The sequence below is a fragment of the Alteromonas sp. G4i35 genome, from assembly GCF_054960375.1.
In genome coordinates this window covers 186,850-212,115 of sequence record NZ_JBHNZD010000002.1, presented here as the reverse complement: position 1 = coordinate 212,115, position 25,266 = coordinate 186,850, and the positions used below count along the sequence as shown (strand labels likewise).

Genomic DNA, 25,266 nt, shown 5'->3' with positions numbered 1-25,266 from the left:
GAATACGGGATACTCCCAAGCGCTCCGCCAACTATCGATGACTACTATGCATCAGCGCGGCCGACGTAATTTTTTAGTGGCACCCGCTCTTCTCACATAATCAAGCCGGGGCCACAGCTAACAAGTATGAGAAATAAATATGGCTATTAATTTTGTACCGCTAGATAAAGAAAAGCATAAAGACCTAAAGGTTGCGGTAAATACATCTTTCAGCTTTGCGAAAAATACACACCTTGCAGCAGCAACGATCCGTGAATTTGCACAACTAGCTGCGACAATGCCGCTAGTGTTCATTGAAGACACTACATCAAAGCGTCACCACGTTGTGACTATGCTTGGTATGGAACAAGGTCAAAACCTTTTTCTAACTGGCGACAGCTGGAAAGGCCCTCACGTTCCAATGAACATCCTTCGCTATCCATTCGACGTGCGTCCAGACGGCGACAAGCTTGGCGTTTACATTGATGAAAACTCTGACCTTATTTCTGACGAAGGCCAAGCGCTATTCACTGAAGCTGGTGAAGCAAGCGAGTTCCTAGATAACCGTCAGAAATTCCTAGCAGACCTTGCGAATAGCGAAATGCTAACTCAGCGTTTTGTTGCGAAAGTCGTTGAACTGGACCTTCTTGATCCAATTCAAATTCGCCTTACTTACCAAGATGGTAAACAGCGCAATGTTACCGGCATGATGAGCATCAACGAGAAGAAGCTTCTTGAGCTGCCAGAAGAGCAGGTGCTTGAGCTACACAAGCAAGGCTTCCTAGGTGCTATCTACGCAGTAATGATGTCTGTTGGTCAGCTAAACCGCCTTGTTGAGCTTTCTAACGACACAGAAAACCCAATTCGCAGCATGCAGCTTTCTGCGGTTAAAGCAGAAGAAGCAGCACCTGAAGCGGCGCCAAACGCGTAATCGCTCCCTCATTTTGAAGTTTAAAAGCCCGCAAAGTTGCGGGTTTTTTTGTACCTAAAATTCACGTTCAGACTTCGTCACGTTTCGTTCAGAAACCGTTAAGTTTTAATGTCTTATCTTACACCTCGTTCCCAACACATTTTTTAAGGACAAAAGACATGAACACTAACACTAATAAGCTAAAAACTACGCTAACTGCACTATCACTTATCACGGCTTCAGTATTTACAGTCTCAGCAGCACATGCAGCTACACAAAACGAAGTACAGTTTACCGCTGTCGATCCTGAAGGATTCGATGACAACCTCTACGGTGCAAGGTATGTGCGCTACCTGGAAGAAGTTAGCGGAAACAGCGGCGCTTACCTTATAAACCCTTATCTTCAGCGTGTATCGAGTTTATCTGGTGGTTACGCCAATTTAGATGGTGCCGACTTTTTTAATCTTGGAGCGACGTTTTACATCGATGAAAACTTAATGTTAGCAATCGAAGGGGTTCATAGGAAATGGAACAATGGCTATGGCGAATCTGATAGCACCGACATAAATGCTAAGCTGGGTTACAACTTATCACGTGAGTGGCAAGTTGGCGCAGGTTTGACTTATCAGCACTTCAGCACTGAATATGCCTTCGAAGATGACGTGTTTGAAGCTAGCGGTAACGAATCTTCTGCATTAATTTTTACTCGTTACACAACTGTTGGAAAGGAGGGTAAAGGCTGGGACTTTATGGCCGAGTATATAGCTGAAAGTAATGACGTTTTTTATGGCTCAGCTCGTTACTTCTTCAATAAAGGTTTCAGTGTTGCTGGCTTGTTCACCTATTCAGATGCGCCAGACGGCTTTGTAAATGAAAAGGCTGTTGGAGTAGCACTCGATTATTGGGTCAATGAACAGTTTTCAATATCAGCAAGCTATGAAACGGATATTGATGGGGAAGAAAGCAGTGACGTTGCTTCACTTTCAGCATCCTATCGTTTCTAAGTAAGAACTCCCTGATTATTGCTATGCGTTAGCACGCGTTGATGTAAATGCAGTGAGTTAGCACTAGTCGTGTTAACTCACTCGTTTTTTAACGTGCTGATGTGGCGCAGCTGTTTGAATTACGACTCAGCATACGCGCAATACCGCTGAAAACAGCGTTAAACATAATCGTGAGATCTCGCCGCTTATTTACAGTCAAAAACAGCAGTTCATCGATTAATTACACCTTTATTTTTTCTCACCTGAATATTTTTTAATCTTTTTTACACGCCTAATCATACACTTCCTAAAAACACTGTATATCCAACCAGTTTAAACCCAGTGTTTATGCGGCTTTCACGCCTTTTTTCTACTTGACAGTGGGGATCATTGATACCTAAACTGTATCTCAGTGGGTAAATGTGGCGAATTGTGGATCAAATCATCATCACTTTGCAGATTAGTACTCAAAAAACAAGAAAACCAAGAGCAAATAATAAAAGGCTAGGGGAATGTTCCGCGGCGCTAACGCAATCAATCTGGATACAAAAGGCAGACTGGCTATACCGACGAAGTATCGTCAGTCGCTGCTGGATGATTGTCAGGGACAACTGGTCTGCACAGTCGATACACAACAAAGTTGTTTGCTACTTTACCCACTTCCCGAATGGGAAGAGATTGAGCTTAAACTCTCTAAACTTTCAAGCATGATCCCAGCCGAGCGTCGCTTGCAGCGATTGCTACTAGGTTATGCTTCTGAAGGTGAGATGGATAAAAGCGGGCGCATTCTTGTTCCTACTCCACTGCGAAGTTTCGCAAAACTCTCAAAAGAAGTCATGTTAGTTGGTCAGTTAAACAAATTCGAAATTTGGGATGCCGATATTTGGGCACAACAAGTTGAAGCTGATATAGACACCGAACGCAAAGGCGAATTTGAACTTACCGAACGATTACAGGACTTTTCTCTATGACGCAGCCTAGCGAATTTAAACATATTTCAGTATTGCTTGATGAATGCATTGAAGCCCTAGCGATTAAACCGAACGGTATCTACATTGACGCCACTTTCGGCCGTGGGGGGCACTCAGCACATATTTTGGATGCATTGGGTGAACACGGGCGTCTCATCGCCTTTGACCGTGATCCGCAAGCAATCAAAGCGGCAGAACGTTTCGCCGATGATAAGCGTTTTAGCATTATCCACTCACCATTTGGTGATATGGCAGAAGAAATCGAAGCGCTGGGACTAACCGGTAAGATTGACGGTGTGCTTATGGATTTGGGGGTGTCTTCACCTCAGCTAGATGATGCCGAGCGTGGTTTTAGCTTCCTTCGTGACGGCCCACTGGATATGCGTATGGACACCTCACGTGGACAAAGTGCTGCAGACTGGTTGGCTAACGCCGAAGAACAAGACATTACGCAGGTTATTAAAGAGTTTGGCGAAGAGAAGTTCGGCAAACGCATAGCCCATGCCATTGTAAACACGCGAAAAGAAACACCCATTACGCGCACAGCTCAGCTAGCCAAAATTATCGACGAAGCGGTTCCTGTAAAGGATAAGTTTAAACATCCGGCAACCCGTGCATTCCAAGGTATTCGCATTTATATCAATGCGGAACTTGAGCAACTTCGTGTTGGCCTTAAAGCCGCGACACAGGTGTTGGCGAAAGAAGGACGTCTTGCCGTTATTTCGTTTCACTCTCTTGAAGACCGTTTAGTAAAACGCTTCATTAAGGATCAAAGTAAAGGGAAATCAGTACCGCACAACTTACCGATTACTCAGGCTGAAATAGATGCAGATAAAGTGTTAAAAGCCTTGGGCAAAGCGATAAAACCTTCAGAACAGGAGATTGCGAACAACGTTCGCTCTCGCAGTTCGGTATTACGTGTGGCAGAAAAGTTATGACCAAAGCCGCGCCAGACAAGGCCAGCACTAATTTTAAATTACTGCTAATAATTGTATCAGATTTGACCCGCAACAAGTTGCGGGTTTTGTTGTATTTAATGGTTATCACAAGTGCCATGGCAGTGACACTAAGCAGTCATCACAACAGACAGCAGGTCATTGCCCTTGAAGACCTTATGCAAGAGAAAGATGAGCTTGATGTCGAGTGGCGTAACCTAGTGCTTGAGCAACGCGCGTTGACCGAGCATAACCGCATAGAAAACCTGGTTGAAAAACAGTTAGAAATGTACCGTCCAACCGCAGACGATGAAGTAGTGGTGAAGTTAAAATGAGTACAACAGCACTTTCTCGCCAACGTAAAAAAACCGGTGCAAAACAAAATGTCACGCCAAGCTTAGTGCACTGGCGCTTTGTCGTTGTGCTTGTTGTTATTATGCTAGTTTTCAGCGTGCTAGCCGCCCGTGCAGCCTATATTCAAGTTATTGAGCCAGACGAGCTAATTCAACAGGGTGACAACCGCACACTAAGAACCCGTGATATGCCAACCTATCGCGGGCTCATTACCGATAGAAATGGTGTTGAGCTGGCGGTGAGTGTGCCTGTTCGGGCCATCTACGCAGACCCTAAGGTTATCCATGAAAACAACGGCTTCGAGGAAGAGCGCCGTTGGGAAGCGCTGGCAGATGTACTGCGCCAAGACGTCAATGAACTCAAAGAAAAAGTGGCAAACCCCAAACGCCGCTTTGTTTACTTGCAGCGTCAGGTGTCGCCTGCCATGGCAGAGTACGTTGATAAACTGGACATTCCAGGCATTTATCTTCGCCGTGAAAGCCGCCGCTACTATCCTACAGGTGAAGTTTCAGCGCAGTTAATCGGCGTAACCGATGTTGACGACACGGGCGTTGAAGGCTTGGAACGCATGTATAACGAGTGGCTAACGGGCACGCCGGGTTCTCGTAAAATACGCCGCGATGCGAAAGGCCGTCAGGTAGAGATCTTAGAAACAAAATCAGGCGAAAAAGCCGGCGACCTGCAGCTGACTATTGATCAGCGTATTCAGGCACTTGCTTATAAAGAAATTAAAGAAGCCATGATTTATTACCAATCAAGCTCGGCTTCCGCCATTGTCATCGATGTAAAAAGCGGTGATGTGTTAGCCATGGTGAATGCACCGTCATTCAATCCGAATGACAGAAGCGATATTTCTGCGCACAGAATGCGTAACAGGGTTATTACCGATGCGTTCGAACCAGGCTCGGCGCTAAAACCGCTGGCCGTCCTTACTGCATTAGAGTTCGGTGAAGTGGAGCCCGAAGACTCAGTAAACACTCATCCAGGATGGATGCGATTAGGCGGCAGCCTAGTAAAAGATTCGCGCAACTACGGCGAACTAACGCTAGAAGAAATTATTCAGCATTCCTCAAATATGGGGACGTCGAAGCTGGCGCTTTCTGTGCCTAAACAGTTCCTGCTGGATACCTATTACAATATGGGCTTAATGAGCGATACCGGGCTTAATATGGCGGGTGAGAGTAGCGGTATCTTTCATGAGCGCAGCCGCTGGTCTGAATTTGAGCTAGCCACGCTGTCATTTGGATACGGCATTTCGGTTACCACTGCACAGTTGGGGCGTCTTTACGCAACGTTGGCGAACGGCGGTATTAAAACACCGCTTAATGTCATCAAGTCGCCAGAGCAACCTTCATGGCAGGCTCAATCTGAGCGGGTGATCAGCGAAGAAAACGCTAACGCTATTGTTCAAATGATGGAAAGCGTAACCCAGCGTGGCGGCACAGCAACAAAAGCGTCGGTACCAGGTTATCGCGTTGCTGGGAAAACAGGAACAAGCCGAAAAGCGGTGGCCGGCGGGTACGGCGAAGAGTACGTCAACATTTTCGCCGGTATCGCACCTGTGTCTGACCCCAGGCTAGTAACTATTGTATTGATCAACGAACCTGGCGGTGATTTGTATCACGCGGGGGATACCGCTGCACCTGTCTTTTCATCAATTATGGGTGGCGCACTGCACATGTTAAACGTTACGCCCGATGACAAGCAGGTTACATCTAGCCGCTTATTGAAAGGAGGTCAAAGTGGTAGTTAGTGCCTTTATTCAAAGTATAAAAGCTTTATTGGCGAAATTTGGTGTAGACGCCCCAGATATCCGCATTGAAGGTTTAACGCTAGACAGCCGAGAAGTGAATACACGCTTAGCGTTCTTGGCAATTAAGGGCCACGAACGCGATGGTCGAGATTTTATACCCCAGGCAATAAGTTTAGGGGCCCGTGTAATTCTGGCGCAAACTGAAGACAGTAGTGCCCATGGTCAGATGGAAATGCGTGACCACAGCGTCATTATCTCGCTGTATGAATTACCACAAATGCTCTCTGCATTAGCTGCTGCATTTTACGACTACCCTGCTCAGAAAATGACGACGGTAGCAGTGACAGGGACAAACGGAAAAACCTCTACAGTTCAATTGCTTACCCAGCTTAAGGATGCGTTAGGTACACGTAGTGCAAGCATCGGAACTCTAGGGAGCAGTGTGTTTGATGGCGATGAAACCCAGTGGTCGAACACGCCGGCAGCAAACACTACGCCCGATGCCATACGTATGCAGTATTTGTTGGCAGACTTTGTGCAAAGTGAAGTGCGCCATACGGCCTTCGAAGCAAGTTCTCACGCATTGGTTCAAGGTCGGCTTGGTACAGTAAAAACCGATATCGCTGTTTTCACCAACCTTACTCGAGATCATCTCGATTACCACGGCACCATGGAAGAGTACGGCAAAGCCAAGCGCTTGCTGCTTCAGCAGCCAGGTTTAAAGGCTGTGGTATTAAACGCTAATGATGATGAAAGTAAGAAGTGGGATGGTGCAGCAGATAAGTCGATTACACGCATCTGGACAGGTATAGACGAAAGTGGTCTGGATGGAAGCGGTGAAAGTGAGTGCTTGCGAGAGCATAACAATCCTCAAAGTCGCCATTGTTTCGCCACAAATGCTTCTTATCATGCAGGTGGATGTAGCTTTGAACTGGTGAGTTCGTGGGGAAGCGCTGCTATTTCGCTGCCACTATTCGGAAAGTTCAATATCAGTAATGTATTGAGTGCTATAGGTACGTTACTCGCTGAAGGTGAGCGTTTTGATGACGTTGTTAACGCGGTAAATGCGATCACGCCTGTACCCGGGCGAATGGAAGTCTTCTCTGTAACGGGTGCCGCTAACTTGGTGGTGGACTACGCGCATACACCAGACGCTCTGGAGAAAGTGCTGTTAAGCGCCAAATTCCATACAACGGGCAAAGTGTGGTGTGTGTTTGGCTGTGGCGGGGACAGAGACAAAGGCAAGCGACCGTTAATGGGGCAGGCTGCCGAGGTTGGTGCTGACGCTATTGTGATCACCACAGATAACAGTCGCAGTGAAAGCCCTGAATCTATCGCCGAGGATATCATTGCGGGTTTGAAAAACCGTGAGCTGGCAGTGTCTATTCCCGATCGCGAGCAAGCTATTCGTCATTGCCTTGAGCATGCGCATGAAAGCGACATCATCATCGTGGCCGGAAAAGGCCATGAAGATTACCAAATTATCGGTGACAAAAAGACTAACTATAACGAACGTGCAGTTGTGGCGCGACTGCAACAGGAGTACAGCAAATGATAACAACAACGCTGTCATGGATAGCCGAAAAGGTTAATGGAAAATTAAAAGGCGCTGCTGACGTTGAAGTGTCTGCAGTAAGTACCGATACCCGCACCCTTGAAGATGGCGCAGTGTATCTAGCCTTGAAAGGCCCGAATTTTAATGGCCATGATTTTATTTCAACGGCGGAGAAAGCGGGAGCAAGCGCGGTTATTGCCAGTGAAGACGTAGCAACCTCGTTACCTGTCATCATGGTTGATGATACCAAAGAAGCGCTTGGCCTGTTAGGTGCGGCAGTAAAAGCTTATGTGGCGCCCAAAACGATTGCGATTACCGGAAGCAGTGGCAAAACCACCGTAAAGGAAATGTGTGCCGCTATTTTGGAGCGAAGAGGAAATGTATTAGCCACAAACGGTAACTTCAATAATGATATCGGTGTGCCGCTAACCCTTCTACGTCTTGAACCTCAGCATGAATATGCAGTGATGGAGTTAGGCGCAAATCACATTGGCGAAATCGCCTACACCACGAACCTTGTTAAGCCGGACGTAGCGACTATCGTAAACGCTGCCGCTTCTCATCTAGAAGGCTTTGGAAGTTTGCTAGGTGTGGCGCGCGCCAAAAGTGAAATTTTTAAAGGTTTAGGCAGTGATGGTGTGGCGGTAGTTAACGTTGATAGTCAGTTTGCCGAATTTTGGCAAGGCAAACTTAAACAGACTAAAACGCTTACGTTTTCGCCCCAGCAGAAAAACGATGCTGATTTTAGAGCAGAAGATATCACTATTGGGCTAGATGGGTGCGCAGCATTCCACTTGGTTTGCCCGCAAGGAGATATGTCTATTCAGCTTACTATTCCTGGCGTTCACAACGTGGGGAATGCCCTTGTCGCTGCGGCATTAACGCTGCAAGTTGGCGCCACACTAGAAAACGTGCGCGACGGCTTACTTGCCATGAAGCAAGTTAGCGGCCGCTTGAATGTAAAGCAGCTTACCGAACAGGTTCGGCTGTTAGATGACACCTACAACGCCAACGTGGCGTCTGTAAATGCGGCAATTGATACGCTAAGTAGCTTTTCAGGTATCCGCGTTCTTGTTCTAGGCGACATGAAAGAGTTGGGTGAAAAAGCGCGTTTTTACCACGAGCAGGTGGGGGAATACGCTAAACAAAAAGGAATTAATTACCTGTATACCATGGGTGTTTTGAGTCAATCAGCTAGTGCTGTGTTTAATGAAAATGGTGGCCATTTCAGCGATGTTGAAAGTTTGTTGGCCGCAATGGAGAGTGATTTGTTAGTGCAGCAGCGCGATATTTCAATTTTAGTTAAAGGTTCACGCAGTTCCAGAATGGAACGTGTGGTAGAGGCGGTAGAGGCCTCTGCGCTGGGAAAGCACGATAGCCGTCGGGAGCGAATAGCATGTTAATTTGGCTAGCCGACTGGCTGACACAATTCGATTCAGGGTTTAACGTATTTTCATACCTTACCCTTCGTGCAATCTTAAGCACGCTGACCGCATTACTTATTGCCATTCTTATTGGCCCTAAGATGATTCGTTATTTGCAGCGTATGCAAATTGGTCAAACTGTACGAGACGATGGCCCGCAAAGCCATTTGTCAAAATCAGGCACACCCACTATGGGCGGGTTACTTATACTCGCAGCAATTGTAGTAAGCGGCCTGCTTTGGGCTGACCTGACTAACCGTTATGTGTTGGTAACCCTTACCGTGGTTGTGGCTTACGGTATTATTGGGTTTGTTGACGACTACAGAAAAGTGATCCGCAAAGATTCGAAGGGGCTTATCGCCCGTTGGAAATATTTCTGGCAATCTGTGGTTGCGTTAGGCGTCGCATTCTATCTATACAGCAGTGCAACAATAAGCGCTGAAACCTCACTACTGGTGCCTTTCTTCAAAGAAGTGTTCCCGCAGTTAGGTGCGTTCTTCATCATTATTACCTACTTTGCCATTGTAGGCACAAGTAACGCGGTAAACCTTACCGATGGATTGGATGGACTTGCCATTGTGCCCACTATATTGGTGGCAGGCGCATTTGCCATTTTCGCCTATGTGACAGGTAATGCGAACTTTGCTGAATACCTGAATATTCCTCATATTCCGCTTACCAGCGAACTGGTGATTGTGTGTACCGCCATGGTCGGTGCAGGCTTAGGCTTTTTATGGTTTAACACGTATCCGGCACAAGTATTTATGGGTGACGTTGGCTCACTAGCGCTAGGCGGCACACTAGGTGTGTTAGCTGTATTAGTGCGCCAAGAACTCGTGTTAATCATCATGGGTGGTGTTTTTGTTATGGAAACCCTGTCGGTCATCCTTCAGGTAGGTTCTTACAAATTGCGTGGCCAGCGTATTTTTCGTATGGCGCCTATTCACCATCACTATGAATTGAAGGGCTGGCCAGAGCCGCGCGTAATAGTGCGTTTTTGGATCATTTCAATCATTTTGGTGTTGGTGGGTCTTGCTACCCTCAAACTTAGATAAGCGCTAAAGAGATAAATCGTAATGTCGTATAACGTACGTGAGCATAGTTATGTAGTCGGTGGCCTAGGTGTTACAGGTCAGGCTTGCGTGCGCTTTTTGTTGCAAAAGCAGGCAAAGGTTAAAGCATTTGATACCCGTGCTAATTTTACTCTAGTTACCGACCCTGATTCTGATATTGATACTGACATGCAAGCGTTTATGGCAGAGAAGGTCACTTGCACTGCTCTAAGCGAAGATTACTTTGATGGTGTAGACACCTTGGTGTTAAGCCCGGGGCTTGCTCTGAATATTGAACAAGTGGCTTTAGCGCAAAAGTGTGGTGTTGAGGTGATCGGCGACGTGGAATTGTTTGCCCGATTAAATGCCTCCACGAGTGATGCTACGCCAGCTAAGCGCGTAGTAGGTATAACCGGCTCTAACGGTAAAACCACGGTTACTTTATTAGTGAACCATCTGCTCAAAAGCTGCGGCGTAAAAAGTATTGAAGCGGGTAACGTAGGCCGCCCTGTGCTTGAAGCGCTTCAAAGTGATGCCGATGTAGTGGTGATGGAGTTATCAAGTTTTCAACTTGAAACAACGTCTAGCTTGGTGCTCGAAGCTGCTACTGTTCTTAATATTTCCGATGATCACCTAGACCGTCACGGTACCCTTGAAGCCTATATCGATGCCAAGCATCGCATTTTTGATAACGCGAAATCTGCGATTGTATGGCGAGACGGTGAGTTTGTAGCGCCAGACGAGCAGATTATTGCTGACGCTAAGGGTAATGCTGCATCAAATTCAGTATCTGATGGCGTATCTAATGCTGTATCTAATGCCGAATTTAATGAAGACGCGCTAGCGTCAAAAACCATTGTTGAATATGGACTGGGAGAGTCGACCACAGGGTTTGCGATTGCGTCTTTTGACGGTGACGGTGGTACGCTTTGCGATGAACAAAGTCTATACATCACGTTTAATGACGAAAAGCTTATTGCCCTTAGCGATATTCATTTGGCGGGCATGCACAACGTACTAAACATCATGGCTGCATTGGGTATCTGCCTTCAGCTAGGTGTTTCGCCAGCGCTCGCGGTTAAACATCTACACAGTTTTAAAGCTGCGCCACATCGTTGTGTGGAAATAGCCCGTGTAAACGACATCCGCTATATCGACGATTCCAAAGCAACCAACATTGGCGCCACTGTAGCTGCCCTTGAAGGGTTAGCCCCGACTATACAAGGGAAGCTCATTCTTATTGCAGGTGGTGACGCTAAAGGCGCTGATATAGCCAGCCTCTCGCCTTATCTAACTAAATATGTATCGCACGTGTTTGCTTTGGGCAAAGATGCACACCTGTTTGAAAAGAGTTTTGCGCATACAACTCGTGTGGCAACGATGAAAGACGCCGTAAAAGCAGCAACAAGACTTGCTGCCCCTGGTGATGTTGTGCTGCTTTCGCCTGCGTGTGCAAGTTTAGATATGTTTAAGAACTATATGCATCGCGGTGACGTGTTTAAACAAGATGTACACGACCTACTTAATCTACACAGTAAGAACGACGACGCTGTGGAGGCCACATCATGATTGCTGCCTCTACCAAACTTAGCGCGTTATTTGCCGCGAAGCACGACGGACAACCTTCGGCAACGCACCCCTATGACGTGACGCTTATCTTAATTGCGCTCGCGCTAATGAGTATTGGCATTATTATCGTCACCTCGGCGTCGATGCCGGTGGCCGATAGGCTGCACGACAACCCCTTCTATTTTGCTATTCGCCACGGTATTTACATTGTTGGGGCGATCGTTGCCGCTATGGTAGTGCTGAATTTGCCCATGCAGTTTTGGCGCATGACCAATCCCTATCTTCTGCTCGCGGCCATCGCGCTATTGTTAGCAGTTCTGGTAGTGGGAAGAACTGTAAACGGGAGTACCCGTTGGTTGGCGATTGGGCCTATAACCATTCAAGCTGCCGAGCCTGCTAAGCTCTTTTTCTTTGCCTATTTGGCGGGTTATCTGGTTCGCCGCTACGAAGAAGTGACCGAAAATCTAAAAGGATTTATTAAACCCCTTGTCGTGTTCTTTGCGTTAGCGATGCTATTACTGCTACAGCCAGACTTAGGTACCGTCGTTGTGATGTTTGCAACCACGATTGGCTTGCTGTTTTTAGCGGGTGCACGACTTTGGCAGTTCTTCGCACTGGTGTTTGCAGGCATATTAGCGGTTGTAGCGCTTATCGTGTTTGAAGAATACCGAATGAAACGGGTTACCTCCTTTTTAGACCCTTGGGCCGACCCATTTGGCGCTGGTTATCAGCTAACCCAGTCTTTGATGGCCTATGGCCGCGGTAACTGGTTTGGGCAAGGCCTAGGCAATAGTTTGCAAAAACTGGAATTCTTACCCGAAGCACACACTGACTTCGTTATGGCCATCCTAGCGGAAGAGCTAGGTTTCGTTGGTGTGCTTGCCGTACTCGGCCTTATTTTGTGGATGGTGTTGCGTGCGCTGAGCATTGGAAATAAGGCACTTGAAAAAGGGCGAGCGTTTGATGGTTACATGGCTTACAGCATAGGCATCTGGTTCAGTTTCCAAACGGCGGTAAATATTGGTGCAAGCGCAGGTATTCTGCCAACAAAAGGGTTAACACTGCCGTTAGTTAGCTACGGCGGCTCGTCACTTATCATCATGTCAGTAGCAGTAGCCATATTACTTCGTATCGATTTTGAATTACGGGTTGATGGCGTACAGGCGATTGGCCGGGGCGACAGCAAATCCGGTAAGAGCAAGGCCCGCCGTAAAAAGCCTATTCCTACAAGCACGTCGCAAACTAAAGCGTCACAAGCTGAAGGTGAGGCAAGTGTAGAGAGCGGAGCCGATGAAGCGGATTTTTCTACAGCGACGGTTGAAGCTAAACCCACTAAAACATCAAGTGCGGAAGATGAAGGAAAAGCTGGCATTAAAGCTATACTCGCGCGGGTAGCGCAGGAGGCTGATAATGGCTAAGCGTTGCTTAATTATGGCTGGCGGTACAGGCGGGCATGTTTTCCCAGGCCTTGCAGTGGCAAACGCGCTTCGAAAGGAAGGTTGGGACATTCATTGGCTAGGCACCGCCGAGCGGATGGAAGCGCAAGTTGTGCCTAAGCACGACATACCTATTCACTTTATTCCGGTAAAAGGGCTTCGTGGCAAAGGTGTTACGGCACGTCTTCAAGGTGCTGTTGCGTTAGTTAAAAGCTTATTTTCTGCAAGGCGAATTATAAAGCGCCTTCAACCTGATATCGTTATTGGGTTTGGCGGTTACGCTAGCGGCCCTGGTGGGGTTGCTGCAAAAAGCTTAGGTATTCCCGTTATTGTGCACGAGCAAAATGCTGCTGCGGGCATGACCAATAAGCTCCTCAGTAAAATCGCAAGCCGCGTGCTTCTGGGCTTTGACGATGCCAAAGAACAATTTTCAGGTGGCGCTACTAAGGTGCATACTGTTGGCAATCCTGTTCGTGATGAAATTTGGCAGGTGAAGCCCAAATCTGTAGACATTGACGCAGACGCTCGTGAAAACACCACAGAGCATAAACAAGGCCTTAATTTACTTGTTGTAGGCGGCAGTTTAGGCGCACAAATTCTCAATGAAACCGTGCCGGAGACTTGCGGGGTGCTAGAAGGTTTATCAATCAAACACCAATGTGGAAAAGGCAACAGTGAAGGTGTCATTAAAGCCTACACGTCGGTGGGCGCAGATATGTCGAAAATCGATGTCAGTGACTTTATTGATGACATGGCCGCAGCTTATGAATGGGCAGACTTTGTTGTCTGTAGAGCCGGTGCGCTTACGGTAAGTGAAGTTGCAGCTGCCGGACGCGCAGCGATTTTCGTACCGCTACCTTTTGCGGTTGACGATCACCAAACAAAAAATGCGCAGTCGTTAGTAAAGCAAAATGCGGCACTGATGATTGCTCAATCTGTATTGAAAGAAAATTTAGGGCAGGCGGTGCGTCAGTGGTTACAACACCCTGAAGGCTGCTTAAAGATGGGTGCTGTTGCGAAAACATGTGCAAGCACTCATGCCACGGAAAATGTAGTAAGCCACGTTAAAAGCGTGGTAGGAGTAGGGGACTAATGGTTTTTAAAACCCCATTTGAAAGCCCGCAAATGCGCAGGGTGAAAAATATATTCTTTATTGGTATCGGCGGTGCCGGTATGGGTGGTATTGCCGAAGTATTACTGAACGAAGGTTATGCTATTGCTGGCTCTGACATTCAAGAAGGGCCAATGACACAGCGCTTAAGCGAATTAGGTGCTGATGTGAAAATAGGCCACCGTGCGGAAAATGTTGAAGGCATGGACGTTATTGTGGTGTCTAGCGCCATCAACGAGCAAAACCCAGAGATTATCGTGGCTCGTGAAAAGCGCATTCCAATAATTCGCCGTGCAGAAATGCTGGCAGAATTGATGCGATTCCGCCACGGTATTGCGGTGGCGGGTACGCACGGCAAAACTACCACAACCAGTTTGATTTCAACGATTTTCGCAGAAGCGGAGTATGATCCTACGTTTGTTATCGGTGGTTTGCTTAACAGCGCTGGTACGAATGCGCGACTAGGCAAAAGCCGTTATCTAATCGCAGAGGCTGACGAAAGCGATGCGTCGTTCCTTCATTTGCAGCCGATGGTTTCTGTGGTGACCAATATTGAAGCCGACCATATGGATACTTATGGTGGCGACTTCTCAAAGGTGAAAGATACCTTTGTTGATTTCTTGTCGAACCTACCGTTTTATGGTCAAGCCATTGTGTGCGGTGACGATGCAAATATCCAAGAAATTCGCCCTCGTATAGGTCGAAGTATTCTTACCTACGGTTTTGAATCACATAATGACTATCGCGCAGAAAATGTTTCTCTGTCATTCGGTAAAGCGAATTTTACGGTTATACGCCCAGAACGCGAACCGTTAGATATTACGCTGAATCTTACCGGTAACCACAATGTGCTTAATGCGCTTGCTGCTATCGCTGTAGCAACGGATGAAGGTGTAGATGACGACGCTATCATTCGCGCACTAGCTAGTTTTGGCGGCATAGGTCGTCGTTTCGAGCAGCTAGGTACGTTTACTACCAGTAAGGGCGAGGTGTGTTTAGTCGATGACTATGGTCACCACCCAACCGAAGTAAGGGCGACTATCGCTGCGGCTCGTGCAAACTGGCCTGATAAGCGCTTGGTTATGGTTTACCAGCCACATCGCTTTACGCGCACCCGCGACCTTTACGAAGACTTTGTTGAGGTACTGTCGAGCGTTGATGCACTGTTGCTTCTTGATGTATATGCTGCCAGTGAACAACCTATTGAAGGTGCTGACAGTAAAGCGCTATGCCGTTCCATTCGTCAGCGCGGTCAAATAGAGCCTGTGTACGTAGGTGACAAAGACGCCTTACCAGCTATTTTGGCGAATATCATGCAAGATGGCGACGTCGTTATGACTCAAGGGGCGGGCAACATCGGACAAATTGCTAAGCTCTTAGCTCGTCACGCGCTAGAGCCGATCACACTTGCAAAGGAAGGGGAATAAGATGTTTACACCTTCAGTAAGTATTCACTCACAGAAAACCCACTCGCCGAACGAGTATGGCAAAGTAGCTGTGCTGCTCGGCGGTGACTCTGCTGAACGGGAAGTATCGCTTAATTCGGGCAATGCGGTGTTAAATGCATTGTTACGACAAGGCGTAGATGCGTTTGCGTTTGACCCAGCAGAGCGACCTCTGACCGACCTTATCGACCTTAACGTCGATAGAGCGCTCATTATGCTGCACGGTCGCGGTGGTGAAGATGGCTCTATGCAAGGAGCCCTTCAGTTCCTAAAAATCCCCTACACGGGAAGCCGAGTTTTAGGTTCTGCGCTGGCAATGGACAAAATTCATACTAAGCAAGTGTGGCAAAGTTTAGGCTTACCCACTGCAAAATATGAAATTGCTGATAAAAGGCACTTTGAAGCTGGTAAGTGCAGCGCTATAATGGATAAATTGGGGAATGAAGTCATGGTAAAACCGGCCAGAGAAGGGTCGAGTATTGGCATGGCGAGAGTGACAAGCGCTAAACAGCTCGAAACTGCCATTCAGGACGCCTTTAAATACGATAATCAAGTCCTGTTAGAGCAGTATATAGATGGCCCCGAATTCACTGTTTCTGTATTGCAGGGACAGGCGTTGCCGTCTATTCGCATGTCTACTCCACATACATTCTATGATTATGCTGCGAAATATCAGGATAATACAACAGAATACTATTGCCCAAGCGGCTTGTCTGAAGAGCAAGAAGCACAGCTAGCAAAACTAGCTTCCCGTGCTTTTGATGCTATTTCTGGCAGCGGCTGGGGTAGAATTGACGTTATGCAGGACAACCAAAGGCAGTTTTATTTGCTAGAGGCGAACACAGTGCCTGGCATGACAGAAAAAAGTTTGGTGCCTAAGGCAGCCAAAGTTGCAGGATTAACTTTTGATGAACTGGTATTAAGTATTCTTTCTACCAGTTTTGATGACGTTGCAAACAAGGCGTAAACGTGGCTGATACCAACACTAATCAAGGTAAGCCCGCTTCTGCAAAGAGCGGCAAAAGTAAAACGGCAGTGTGGGGCGGCGTCGCTTTCTTACTGTTTGTTATTGCAGGATTAGTGTTTGGTGGGCTTAAAGCAAATCAGTATTTGCAGGATGAACAGCAAATGCCGGTACAGGTTATCGATTTTTCTGGTGATTATCAGCACATCGATATTACCAAGCTAGAGCGGTTAATACGCAAGGCGCAGCCTGGAAGCTTTTTTGCCCTTGATGTCAACGAAGTATTTGAGCTTGTTGAAGCGCAGCCTTGGGTTTATCGCGCGTCAGTAAGAAAGAAGTGGCCAAATACGTTAAAAATTTATTTGGTTGAGCAGCAGCCGGTTGCGCAATGGAATGAAGATTTGTTGTTAAACCCTTATGGCGATACGTTTAACGACGAAGGCGTGAAGTTAGACTTACCGCGCCTTTACGGCCCGGGTGGCAGCGAAAAAACCGCCCTTGAAGGCTACAACGCCATGCACGCGTTGATAGCGACGACGGATATGACGTTAGACGAGCTGTCCTTAAGCGAGCGATTTGCATGGCAAGTGCAGTTGAAAAACGGCATTAAATTGAATTTAGGACGTCAGGAGTTTATCGATAGGCTACAACGCTTTATTGATGTTTATCCACTTCTGGCGCAACAAGAGAAGGCGGTGAAATACGTCGACCTTCGCTATGACACGGGCGTAGCAGTCGGATGGAAAGACGACAGCGCCACAGATGAAGAGAGTTAAGGAAACCATGTCAAAACCTGCTGAACGCAATTTGATTGTAGGACTAGATATCGGCACCAGCCAAGTAAAAGCTGTTGTGGGTGAATTACTAGAAGATGATCAAATCAGTATTGTTGGCGTGGGCACCCATGCATCGAAAGGCATGGATAAGGGCGGCGTTAACGATTTGAACCTGGTGGTGAAATCGGTCCAGCGTGCAGTAAACGAGATGGAGTTAATGGCAGATTGCCGAGTGTCTTCAGTTTTTATGTCTATCTCGGGACGTCACGTTAAGTGCCAAAATGAAAATGGCATGGTACCGATTAACAATCAGGAAGTAACACAAGAAGACGTAGATAACGTTATTCATGCAGCGCGCAGTGTGCCAATTGCAGCGGAACGTCGTCTACTACACGTGTTACCACAAGAATTTACTATTGATGTGCAGGAAGGGATTAAGAACCCTATTGGCATGTCGGGAGTAAGAATGGAAGCGGATGCTCACATTATTACCTGTGCCGACGATATGGCGAAAAATATGGTGAAATGTGTAGAGCGTTGTGAACTTAATGCCGATCAGCTGATCTTTTCAGCGTTGGCATCAAGTTATGCGGTACTGACTGACGACGAGCGCGAGCTTGGCGTGTGTGTGGTTGATATCGGTGGTGGTACTATGGATATGGTTATCTACACCGATGGCGCTATTCGTCACACGGCGGTAATACCGGTTGCGGGTAATCAAATTACCAGCGACATTGCTAAAATATTTAGAACGCCTATTAGCAATGCAGAAGAAATTAAGGTGAATTACGCCTGTGCATTGAAGGATATGGTGAGTATGGAAGACAGCATTGAAGTGCCTAGCGTGGGCGGACGCCCAGCTAGAGTGATGTCTCGTCATACGTTAGCTGAGGTGATTGAACCTCGCTATCAAGAGCTTTTTGAGCTGGTACATGATGAAATTCGTGCCAGCGGTCTGGAAGAGCAAATCGCTGCAGGCCTTGTGCTTACAGGCGGTACCGCTAAGATGGAAGGTGCCGTGGAATTTGCCGAAGAACTTTTCCAGATGCCCGTGCGCGTGGGCAAACCCATCAACGTAAAAGGCTTGTCCGAATATGTTGATGACGCTGGATTTGCGACAGTCGTAGGACTGCTGCAATATGGCAAAGTACAATCTGACAATAAGAAGTCCAGTACGCAGAAGACCGGTGAAAGCTTATTTCATCGAGTGCAAAGCTGGTTTAAAGGTGAATTTTAATTTTATTTTGGGGGCGCTATAGCTACGGCATCAAGGCTAGCAGGAAGCAATTAGCCTAAGGGAATGACCTGGCGTAGTGTTTAAAAGACGTACAACCGGAGAGTAAGTATGTTCGAATTAATGGATAGTCACGGCGAAGAAGCCGTAATCAAAGTCATCGGTGTCGGTGGCGGCGGCGGCAATGCCGTTGAGCACATGGTGTCTCAAAGCATTGAAGGCGTAGAATTTATTGCAGTTAACACCGATGCACAGGTGCTTCGCAGCTCAAGTGCAGACGTTACACTTCAAATTGGCTCAAGTGTAACAAAAGGGTTAGGTGCGGGTGCTGATCCGAACATTGGTCGAGAAGCAGCACAAGAAGACAGAGAAACCATTCGTCAGGCGCTAGACGGTGCAGACATGGTTTTCATTACTGCCGGTATGGGCGGTGGTACAGGAACGGGCGCAGCGCCAGAAGTGGCAAAAATTGCTCGTGAAATGGGCATTCTTACGGTAGCGGTAGTTACCAAGCCATTCCCATTTGAAGGTAAAAAACGCACCTCGTTTGCGGAACAGGGCATCGTAGAGTTGTCTAACAACGTTGACTCGCTGATTACTATTCCAAACGAAAAACTACTTAAAGTAATGGGTCCAGGCACGCCGCTTCTTCAAGCGTTTAGCGCTGCAAATGACGTATTACGCGGTGCAGTTCAAGGTATTGCTGAACTGATTACCCGTCCTGGTCTAATCAACGTTGACTTCGCAGACGTACGTACCGTTATGTCTGAGATGGGTAAAGCGATGATGGGTAGTGGCGCTGCAAGCGGTCCAGACCGTGCTGAAGAAGCTGCTGAAGCCGCGATTGCCAGTCCGCTTCTTGAAGATATCGACTTGTCAGGCGCGCGCGGTATTCTTGTAAATATCACTGCGGGTCCAGATTTCGCCATCGACGAGTTTGAGACTGTTGGTAACGCCGTTAAAGCGTTTGCCTCAGAGAACGCCACAGTGGTTGTGGGTACAGTGATCGATATGGAAATGACAGACGAGCTTCGCGTAACGGTTGTTGCAACCGGTATTGGCGCAGAGCGCAAGCCTGACATTTCGCTAGTAAGCTCTGAAGGCTCTCGTCTAACACAGCCTGCAAAAGAATACGGTAACACGCAATCAAGTGAACCACGTTCTGCAGTAGGCGGTACAGAGGGCAATCAGGCGCTGAAGGCCGACGACAGTGCACAGCCAGAAAATGATTTGGAATATTTAGATATTCCTGCATTTCTTCGTAAGCAGGCAGACTAATTTAGCTGCCTGAAACGGAAGGGAATTATTTCGCGTTTGTGATGTCTCACCTAGTAAGGTGTATTTATACAACGTGAAAAATTTCGCGTGGATAGGTTGATTAAATACGTAATCTGACAGAGTTAAATCCGTCAGAACGGGTGTTTTTTGACATGTGAGTAATAACTCACTATAATTCGCGCCCGCTTTTTTTAATAGGTAAAAGCTTAAGCAGATGATTAGACAACGTACAATCAAGCAATCGGTACAAGAGACCGGAATTGGGCTTCATAAAGGGGAAAAGGTCACAATGACTCTCCGACCTGCGCCAGCAAACACGGGTATCGTGTTTAGGCGTGTTGACCTTGAACCACATGTTGACATACCTTCGCGTGCGAACGCGGTAGGTAATACCATGCTGTGTACGTGCCTGAATAACGAAGACGGTGTGACTATCCAAACGGTAGAACACTTAGCGTCTGCGCTTGCAGGTTTAGGTATCGACAATATTATTGTTGAAGTAGACAGTAACGAGCTGCCAATTATGGACGGAAGTGCTAGCCCGTTCGTATTCTTGCTTCAATCTGCCGGTATCGAAGAACTAAACGCGCCTAAGCAATTTATTCGTATTAAAAAGCCAGTTCGTGTAGAAGATGGCGATAAGTGGGCCGAATTAGTGCCTTATGACGGTTTCCGCGTTGATTTCCAAATTGACTTTGATCATCCTGTGATCAGTCAAACTCGTCAGCATATGGTGATGGATTTTGATTCATGCTCATATGTAAGCGAAGTTAGCCGGGCACGCACTTTTGGTTTTATGCGCGACTTAGAGTACATGAATGCTAACAACCTAGCGTTGGGTGGCAGCATGGAAAACGCAGTGGCGTTGGACGAATTCCGCGTACTCAACCCTGAAGGGTTGCGCTACGACGATGAGTTCTTAAAGCATAAGATTTTGGATGCTATCGGTGACTTATACCTTGGCGGCCATAGTCTAATTGGTGAATTGCGTGCGTACAAAACAGGCCATGGTCTGAATAACAAGCTATTAAATGCAGTACTTGCGCAAAAAGAGTGTTGGGAGTTCGTGACCTACGACTCGCAGGAAACAGCACCAATTCGTTATGCTCAGCCCGCATTAGCGTAAGAATTTTAAAAAGCCGCCTTACGGGCGGCTTTTTTTCGTATGGCATTTACTGAAATAAATGATACAGTAGCCGAATAATTAATATAAATTTCACCCATGTGACATAAAAACGATAGGTCGAAGGTTGTCGCCTTTGGCTAAAAACACATTCATCGTGGTATGAAGTGGTATGAAAAGAGTGGCGTGAAACAGCAATTTTCTTCGTGGTATGAAACTAACAATTACACTCGCTGGTAAAAATAAACGCTATAGGCACAGTATTAGTGTCCGTACGCTTGTGAGCGCAACGGTGCTCTCGTCTATTTTTATGCTAGTGTCGAGCCGTTCAACAGAATCGGTATCAGAAGATATTGCACGAGTTCGTTTGGCACAGACTGAAGTCAACGAACGACAAAAAGACGTTGAAGCGTTAAAACAGCAAACAACGGTCAAATTACAAGCTTTGCTTTCTCACGTCGCAGAGTTATCTGCGCAGGCTACATTGCTGGACGAGAAAGGTAAGCAAATCGCAACAGAATTAGGTATGTCAGCGGCTGACCTGGACGCTTTCGTACCGGTATCGATACCGGATAACCTTCAAGACGATCCCATCCTTCACGAAATAGCCAAACTAGAGCAATCACTCGATTTGAAGTCTCAACAGTTGTCTATGCTTGAAAGTTTGGTCAGGGGTCACCATATCCACGAACAGAGCCAATTATCTGGTCGTCCGATAGAGTCAGGGTGGTTGTCTTCTTATTATGGTATGCGGGCCGACCCGTTTACCGGCGAACCAACTATGCACAAAGGGCTAGATTTCGCTGGTAAGGCAGGGGAAAACGTAGTGGCAACTGCCGCAGGTATTGTGACCTGGGCTGGTGATCGCTACGGCTATGGCCAACTTGTAGAAATTGATCACGGTGATGGTTTTGTTACCCGCTATGGGCATAACGATACCCTTACTGTCTCAATAGGCGACGTGGTAACCAAAGGGGAACCTATCGCTAAAATGGGCAATACGGGGCGCTCAACTGGCGTTCATGTTCACTACGAAGTAATAAGAAACGGAAAACAAGTCGATCCTCTGCCTTTTGTCTACAAAAAGTAGCATAGGTAGCAGCCAGGTAATTCTCGTAGACGGTGCCTTTATTAATTAAAAGTCATCTAAAACGAAGAAGCATAATTTTAGAACATCGCAAAACACAACGTGGTTACCGTTGTGTTTTATACGTTTAATTTAGCTGTGCACATTGTGCGGCGCCTCGACAAGTAGTGGAATAATAAAGCTAATGTTTTCAAGCATCCTTCGAAAAGTATTCGGTAGTAGAAACGACCGACTATTAAAAAAATTACGCAAAAACGTAGATGCCATCAATGCACTGGAAGCAGAATTTGAAAAGCTTTCCGATGAGGCGCTAAAGGCTAAGACAGACGAATTTAAAGCGCGTATTGAAAAGGGTGAAACCCTTGACGATATTCTTGTAGAAGCCTTCGCTACGGTGCGTGAAGCAAGTAAACGCGTATACGGCATGCGTCACTTCGACGTTCAGATGCTAGGCGGTCAAGTACTTCACGAAGGCAAAATTTCGGAAATGCGTACCGGTGAAGGTAAAACCCTTACGGCTACTTTGCCAACTTACCTTAATGCCCTATCAGGCAAAGGTGTTCACGTTGTTACCGTGAATGACTACCTTGCACGTCGTGATGCTGAGTGGAGTAATCAGTTATTCATGTTTTTAGGTATGCGTGTAGGTTGCAACGTACCGGGTATGTCACCTGAGCAAAAGCGCGACGCATACCAAGCAGATGTTACCTATGGAACCAACAACGAGTTTGGTTTTGATTACCTGCGCGACAATATGGCGTTCAGCCCTCAGGACCGCGTTCAGCGCCCGCTGAACTATGCGGTAGTGGACGAAGTTGACTCAATCCTTATCGACGAAGCCCGTACGCCACTTATTATTTCTGGTCAGGCCGAAGATAGCTCAGAGCTGTATCGCCGCATCAACACCATTATTCCTAAACTTGTTCAGCAAGAAAAAGAGGATGAAGAAGGCCAAGAGGGCGATGGTGACTACACGATTGACCTTAAGGCAAAACAAATTCATCTTACCGAGCGCGGTCAAATTCACGTTGAGGAAATTCTTCAACAAGAGGGCATGCTGCCTGAAGGCGAGTCGCTGTTTGCTGCAGGTAATATTTCACTGCTTCATCATATTAACGCTGCGCTTCGTGCACACAAGTTGTTTGCTAAAGACGTAGACTACATCGTTAAAGAAGACCAAATCGTTATTGTTGACGAGCATACGGGTCGTACGATGGAAGGCCGTCGCTGGTCTGAAGGTTTACACCAAGCTGTAGAAGCGAAAGAAGGGGTTCGTATTCAAAACGAAAACCAAACCCTTGCGTCAATTACCTTCCAGAATTATTTCCGCTTGTATAACAAGCTTGCGGGTATGACAGGTACAGCAGATACAGAAGCCTTCGAATTTAACCATATTTACGGCTTAGAAACGGTAGTTATCCCAACAAACCGTCCTATGCAGCGTAAAGATATGGCTGACCTCATCTACCTAACGGCAGAAGAAAAATACGAAGCCATTGTTGAAGACATTAAAGAGTGCGTTAAACGCGGTCAACCTACGCTTGTGGGTACTGTGTCTATCGAGAATTCAGAACTCATTTCTCGCATTCTTAAGAAGTCGAAAATTCCTCATAAAGTGCTTAACGCTAAGTTCCACGAACACGAAGCAGATATCGTCGCTCAGGCTGGTAAGCCAGGCGCGGTTACGATTGCGACTAACATGGCAGGTCGTGGTACCGATATCGTGTTAGGTGGTAACTGGCAGGCAGAAGTAGAAAAGATTGAAAATCCAACTGAAGCGCAGATTGAGAAGATCAAAGCCGAATGGAAAGAAAGCCATGACGCTGTGCTTGCCTCAGGTGGTTTACACATTATTGGTACGGAGCGTCACGAGTCTCGCCGTATTGATAACCAGCTTCGCGGTCGTTCGGGTCGTCAAGGTGACCCGGGTTCAAGCCGTTTCTACCTATCATTAGACGACGCACTTATGCGTATCTTTGCCTCTGAAAAAATGGGCAACATGATGAAGCGTTTAGGTATGGAGCGTGGTGAAGCCATTGAGCATCCGTGGGTAACTCGCGCCATCGAGAATGCACAGCGCAAAGTAGAAGGTCGTAACTTCGACATTCGTAAGCAGTTGCTTGAATACGATGATGTGGCCAACGACCAGCGTAAAGTCATCTACGAGCAGCGCAATGAGCTTCTTGATGAAGGCGATATTAGCGAGACTATCGCGGCTATTCGTGAAGACGTTATTTCAAGTGTTGTCGATGAGTACATTCCGCCACAGTCTCTAGAAGAAATGTGGGATGTAAGCGGACTTGAAGAGCGCATGCGTGCCGATTTCGCCGTAGACTTGCCAATCAAGACCTGGCTTGAAAATGACGACAAACTTTACGAAGAGAAGCTTCGCGAGCGCATTCTTGGCGAAGTCGTTGATGCTTATAAGCAGAAAGAAGCGGTAGTGGGCGAGCAGGTACTGCGCCAGTTTGAAAAAGCGGTAATGCTTCAAAACCTAGACAGCCATTGGAAAGAGCATTTGGCGGCAATGGATCACCTGCGCCAAGGTATTCATTTACGCGGCTATGCGCAGAAGAATCCTAAGCAAGAATACAAGCGTGAGTCGTTTGCCTTGTTCTCACAAATGCTAGAAGCGCTTAAAGTTGAAGTGATCACCATTCTTGCGCGTGTAAAAGTACAAGCTGAAGAAGACGTGCAAAAAGTAGAAGAGCAACGTCGTCAAGCTGACGATGTGCCTAAGAACTTCGAGCACGAAGAAGCGAGTGCAACACCAGAAGAAGCTAGCGACAGAGTACGTACGCAAGTTCGCGAAGGTGCGAAAGTAGGCCGTAACGACCCATGTCCTTGTGGCTCTGGTAAAAAGTATAAGCAGTGTCACGGCAAGCTTAAGTAATGAAAGTAGTGCATGTTGCTGTGGGCGTTATCGCCCGCGGCGATGAAATATTCATTACTCTTCGCCCTGACAATGTTCATCAGGGCGGAAAATGGGAATTTCCCGGCGGCAAAGTAGAAGATGGTGAGACTGTTCTACAGGCGCTGAAGCGAGAGCTTGTTGAAGAAGTTGGGATTATTGTGAACCGCAGCGAGCCTGTGATTGTGATTACCCATGATTACGGCGACAAGCAAGTTAAACTAGATGTTCATCGCGTGTGTGATTTTACCGGCGAGCCGCACGGCAAAGAAGGCCAACAGTCTCGATGGGTAAGGGTAACGTCACTAAACGCCTCTGACTTTCCTGAAGCGAATATACCCATTATTAGCGCATTGCAAAAATAATAAAAACGGCCACATCTTAAAGTGGCCGTTTTCTTTTAGAGCAGTTCTATT

The 25,266-nt window shown here is 47.0% G+C and carries 21 protein-coding genes; all 21 read left to right on the top strand.

Annotated features, from left to right (window positions below; translation table 11 throughout):
- Positions 1 to 139: 139 nt before the first annotated feature.
- Positions 140 to 910 (top strand): SapC family protein, encoded by a 771-nt coding sequence (locus ACFI6L_RS01880; RefSeq protein WP_014950439.1) that lies wholly within the window; start codon positions 140 to 142, stop codon positions 908 to 910.
- A 158-nt stretch (positions 911 to 1,068) separates the two neighbouring features.
- A complete protein-coding gene (locus tag ACFI6L_RS01875) occupies positions 1,069 to 1,893 on the top strand; it encodes a putative porin (RefSeq protein WP_061486408.1) in 825 nt (274 codons plus the stop codon).
- A 491-nt stretch (positions 1,894 to 2,384) separates the two neighbouring features.
- The gene (mraZ, locus tag ACFI6L_RS01870) at positions 2,385 to 2,843 is read left to right on the top strand and encodes a division/cell wall cluster transcriptional repressor MraZ (protein ID WP_012519465.1); all 459 of its coding nucleotides are present in this window, start codon (positions 2,385 to 2,387) and stop codon (positions 2,841 to 2,843) included.
- Positions 2,840 to 3,781: a 16S rRNA (cytosine(1402)-N(4))-methyltransferase RsmH gene (gene rsmH, locus ACFI6L_RS01865; protein ID WP_014950437.1), complete on the top strand. Its 942-nt coding sequence runs from the start codon at positions 2,840 to 2,842 to the stop codon at positions 3,779 to 3,781. Before mraZ ends, rsmH begins: the two co-directional genes overlap by 4 nt.
- The gene (ftsL, locus tag ACFI6L_RS01860; RefSeq protein ID WP_014950436.1) at positions 3,778 to 4,113 is read left to right on the top strand and encodes a cell division protein FtsL; all 336 of its coding nucleotides are present in this window, start codon (positions 3,778 to 3,780) and stop codon (positions 4,111 to 4,113) included. Before rsmH ends, ftsL begins: the two co-directional genes overlap by 4 nt.
- Positions 4,110 to 5,885 (top strand): peptidoglycan glycosyltransferase FtsI, encoded by a 1,776-nt coding sequence (locus tag ACFI6L_RS01855; protein ID WP_014977227.1) that lies wholly within the window; start codon positions 4,110 to 4,112, stop codon positions 5,883 to 5,885. Before ftsL ends, ACFI6L_RS01855 begins: the two co-directional genes overlap by 4 nt.
- On the top strand, positions 5,875 to 7,440 hold the full coding sequence (locus ACFI6L_RS01850) for a UDP-N-acetylmuramoyl-L-alanyl-D-glutamate--2,6-diaminopimelate ligase (RefSeq protein WP_462573320.1): 1,566 nt from the start codon (positions 5,875 to 5,877) through the stop codon (positions 7,438 to 7,440). Before ACFI6L_RS01855 ends, ACFI6L_RS01850 begins: the two co-directional genes overlap by 11 nt.
- Entirely contained in the window at positions 7,437 to 8,843 is a 1,407-nt protein-coding gene (locus ACFI6L_RS01845) for a UDP-N-acetylmuramoyl-tripeptide--D-alanyl-D-alanine ligase (RefSeq protein ID WP_462573319.1), read from the top strand. Before ACFI6L_RS01850 ends, ACFI6L_RS01845 begins: the two co-directional genes overlap by 4 nt.
- Positions 8,837 to 9,919: a phospho-N-acetylmuramoyl-pentapeptide-transferase gene (gene mraY / locus ACFI6L_RS01840; protein ID WP_014950432.1), complete on the top strand. Its 1,083-nt coding sequence runs from the start codon at positions 8,837 to 8,839 to the stop codon at positions 9,917 to 9,919. The genes ACFI6L_RS01845 and mraY overlap by 7 nt, the downstream gene beginning before the upstream one ends.
- A 21-nt stretch (positions 9,920 to 9,940) precedes the next feature.
- The gene (murD, locus tag ACFI6L_RS01835) at positions 9,941 to 11,485 is read left to right on the top strand and encodes a UDP-N-acetylmuramoyl-L-alanine--D-glutamate ligase (protein WP_462573318.1); all 1,545 of its coding nucleotides are present in this window, start codon (positions 9,941 to 9,943) and stop codon (positions 11,483 to 11,485) included.
- A complete protein-coding gene (gene ftsW, locus ACFI6L_RS01830) occupies positions 11,482 to 12,903 on the top strand; it encodes a cell division protein FtsW (RefSeq protein ID WP_039227951.1) in 1,422 nt (473 codons plus the stop codon). The genes murD and ftsW overlap by 4 nt, the downstream gene beginning before the upstream one ends.
- Positions 12,896 to 14,014 (top strand): undecaprenyldiphospho-muramoylpentapeptide beta-N-acetylglucosaminyltransferase, encoded by a 1,119-nt coding sequence (gene murG, locus ACFI6L_RS01825; RefSeq protein ID WP_462573316.1) that lies wholly within the window; start codon positions 12,896 to 12,898, stop codon positions 14,012 to 14,014. The genes ftsW and murG overlap by 8 nt, the downstream gene beginning before the upstream one ends.
- The gene (gene murC / locus ACFI6L_RS01820) at positions 14,014 to 15,459 is read left to right on the top strand and encodes a UDP-N-acetylmuramate--L-alanine ligase (RefSeq protein WP_069944763.1); all 1,446 of its coding nucleotides are present in this window, start codon (positions 14,014 to 14,016) and stop codon (positions 15,457 to 15,459) included. The genes murG and murC overlap by 1 nt, the downstream gene beginning before the upstream one ends.
- Before the next feature lies 1 nt (position 15,460).
- On the top strand, positions 15,461 to 16,444 hold the full coding sequence (locus tag ACFI6L_RS01815) for a D-alanine--D-alanine ligase (protein ID WP_014950427.1): 984 nt from the start codon (positions 15,461 to 15,463) through the stop codon (positions 16,442 to 16,444).
- 2 nt (positions 16,445 to 16,446) lie between these two features.
- Positions 16,447 to 17,217, top strand: coding sequence for a cell division protein FtsQ/DivIB (locus tag ACFI6L_RS01810; protein ID WP_014977223.1), 771 nt, complete (start codon positions 16,447 to 16,449; stop codon positions 17,215 to 17,217).
- 7 nt (positions 17,218 to 17,224) lie between these two features.
- Entirely contained in the window at positions 17,225 to 18,454 is a 1,230-nt protein-coding gene (ftsA, locus tag ACFI6L_RS01805) for a cell division protein FtsA (protein WP_014980043.1), read from the top strand.
- A gap of 108 nt (positions 18,455 to 18,562) precedes the next feature.
- Positions 18,563 to 19,729, top strand: a complete 1,167-nt coding sequence (ftsZ, locus tag ACFI6L_RS01800) for a cell division protein FtsZ (protein ID WP_014980042.1) — start codon at positions 18,563 to 18,565, stop codon at positions 19,727 to 19,729.
- A gap of 214 nt (positions 19,730 to 19,943) precedes the next feature.
- Positions 19,944 to 20,855, top strand: a complete 912-nt coding sequence (gene lpxC, locus ACFI6L_RS01795) for a UDP-3-O-acyl-N-acetylglucosamine deacetylase (RefSeq protein ID WP_014980041.1) — start codon at positions 19,944 to 19,946, stop codon at positions 20,853 to 20,855.
- A 208-nt stretch (positions 20,856 to 21,063) separates the two neighbouring features.
- Positions 21,064 to 21,942 (top strand): M23 family metallopeptidase, encoded by an 879-nt coding sequence (locus tag ACFI6L_RS01790; protein WP_014950422.1) that lies wholly within the window; start codon positions 21,064 to 21,066, stop codon positions 21,940 to 21,942.
- A gap of 181 nt (positions 21,943 to 22,123) precedes the next feature.
- Positions 22,124 to 24,832: a preprotein translocase subunit SecA gene (gene secA, locus ACFI6L_RS01785; protein ID WP_462573315.1), complete on the top strand. Its 2,709-nt coding sequence runs from the start codon at positions 22,124 to 22,126 to the stop codon at positions 24,830 to 24,832.
- Positions 24,832 to 25,215, top strand: a complete 384-nt coding sequence (mutT, locus tag ACFI6L_RS01780; RefSeq protein ID WP_348670395.1) for an 8-oxo-dGTP diphosphatase MutT — start codon at positions 24,832 to 24,834, stop codon at positions 25,213 to 25,215. The genes secA and mutT overlap by 1 nt, the downstream gene beginning before the upstream one ends.
- The last annotated feature ends 51 nt before the right edge of the window (positions 25,216 to 25,266 follow it).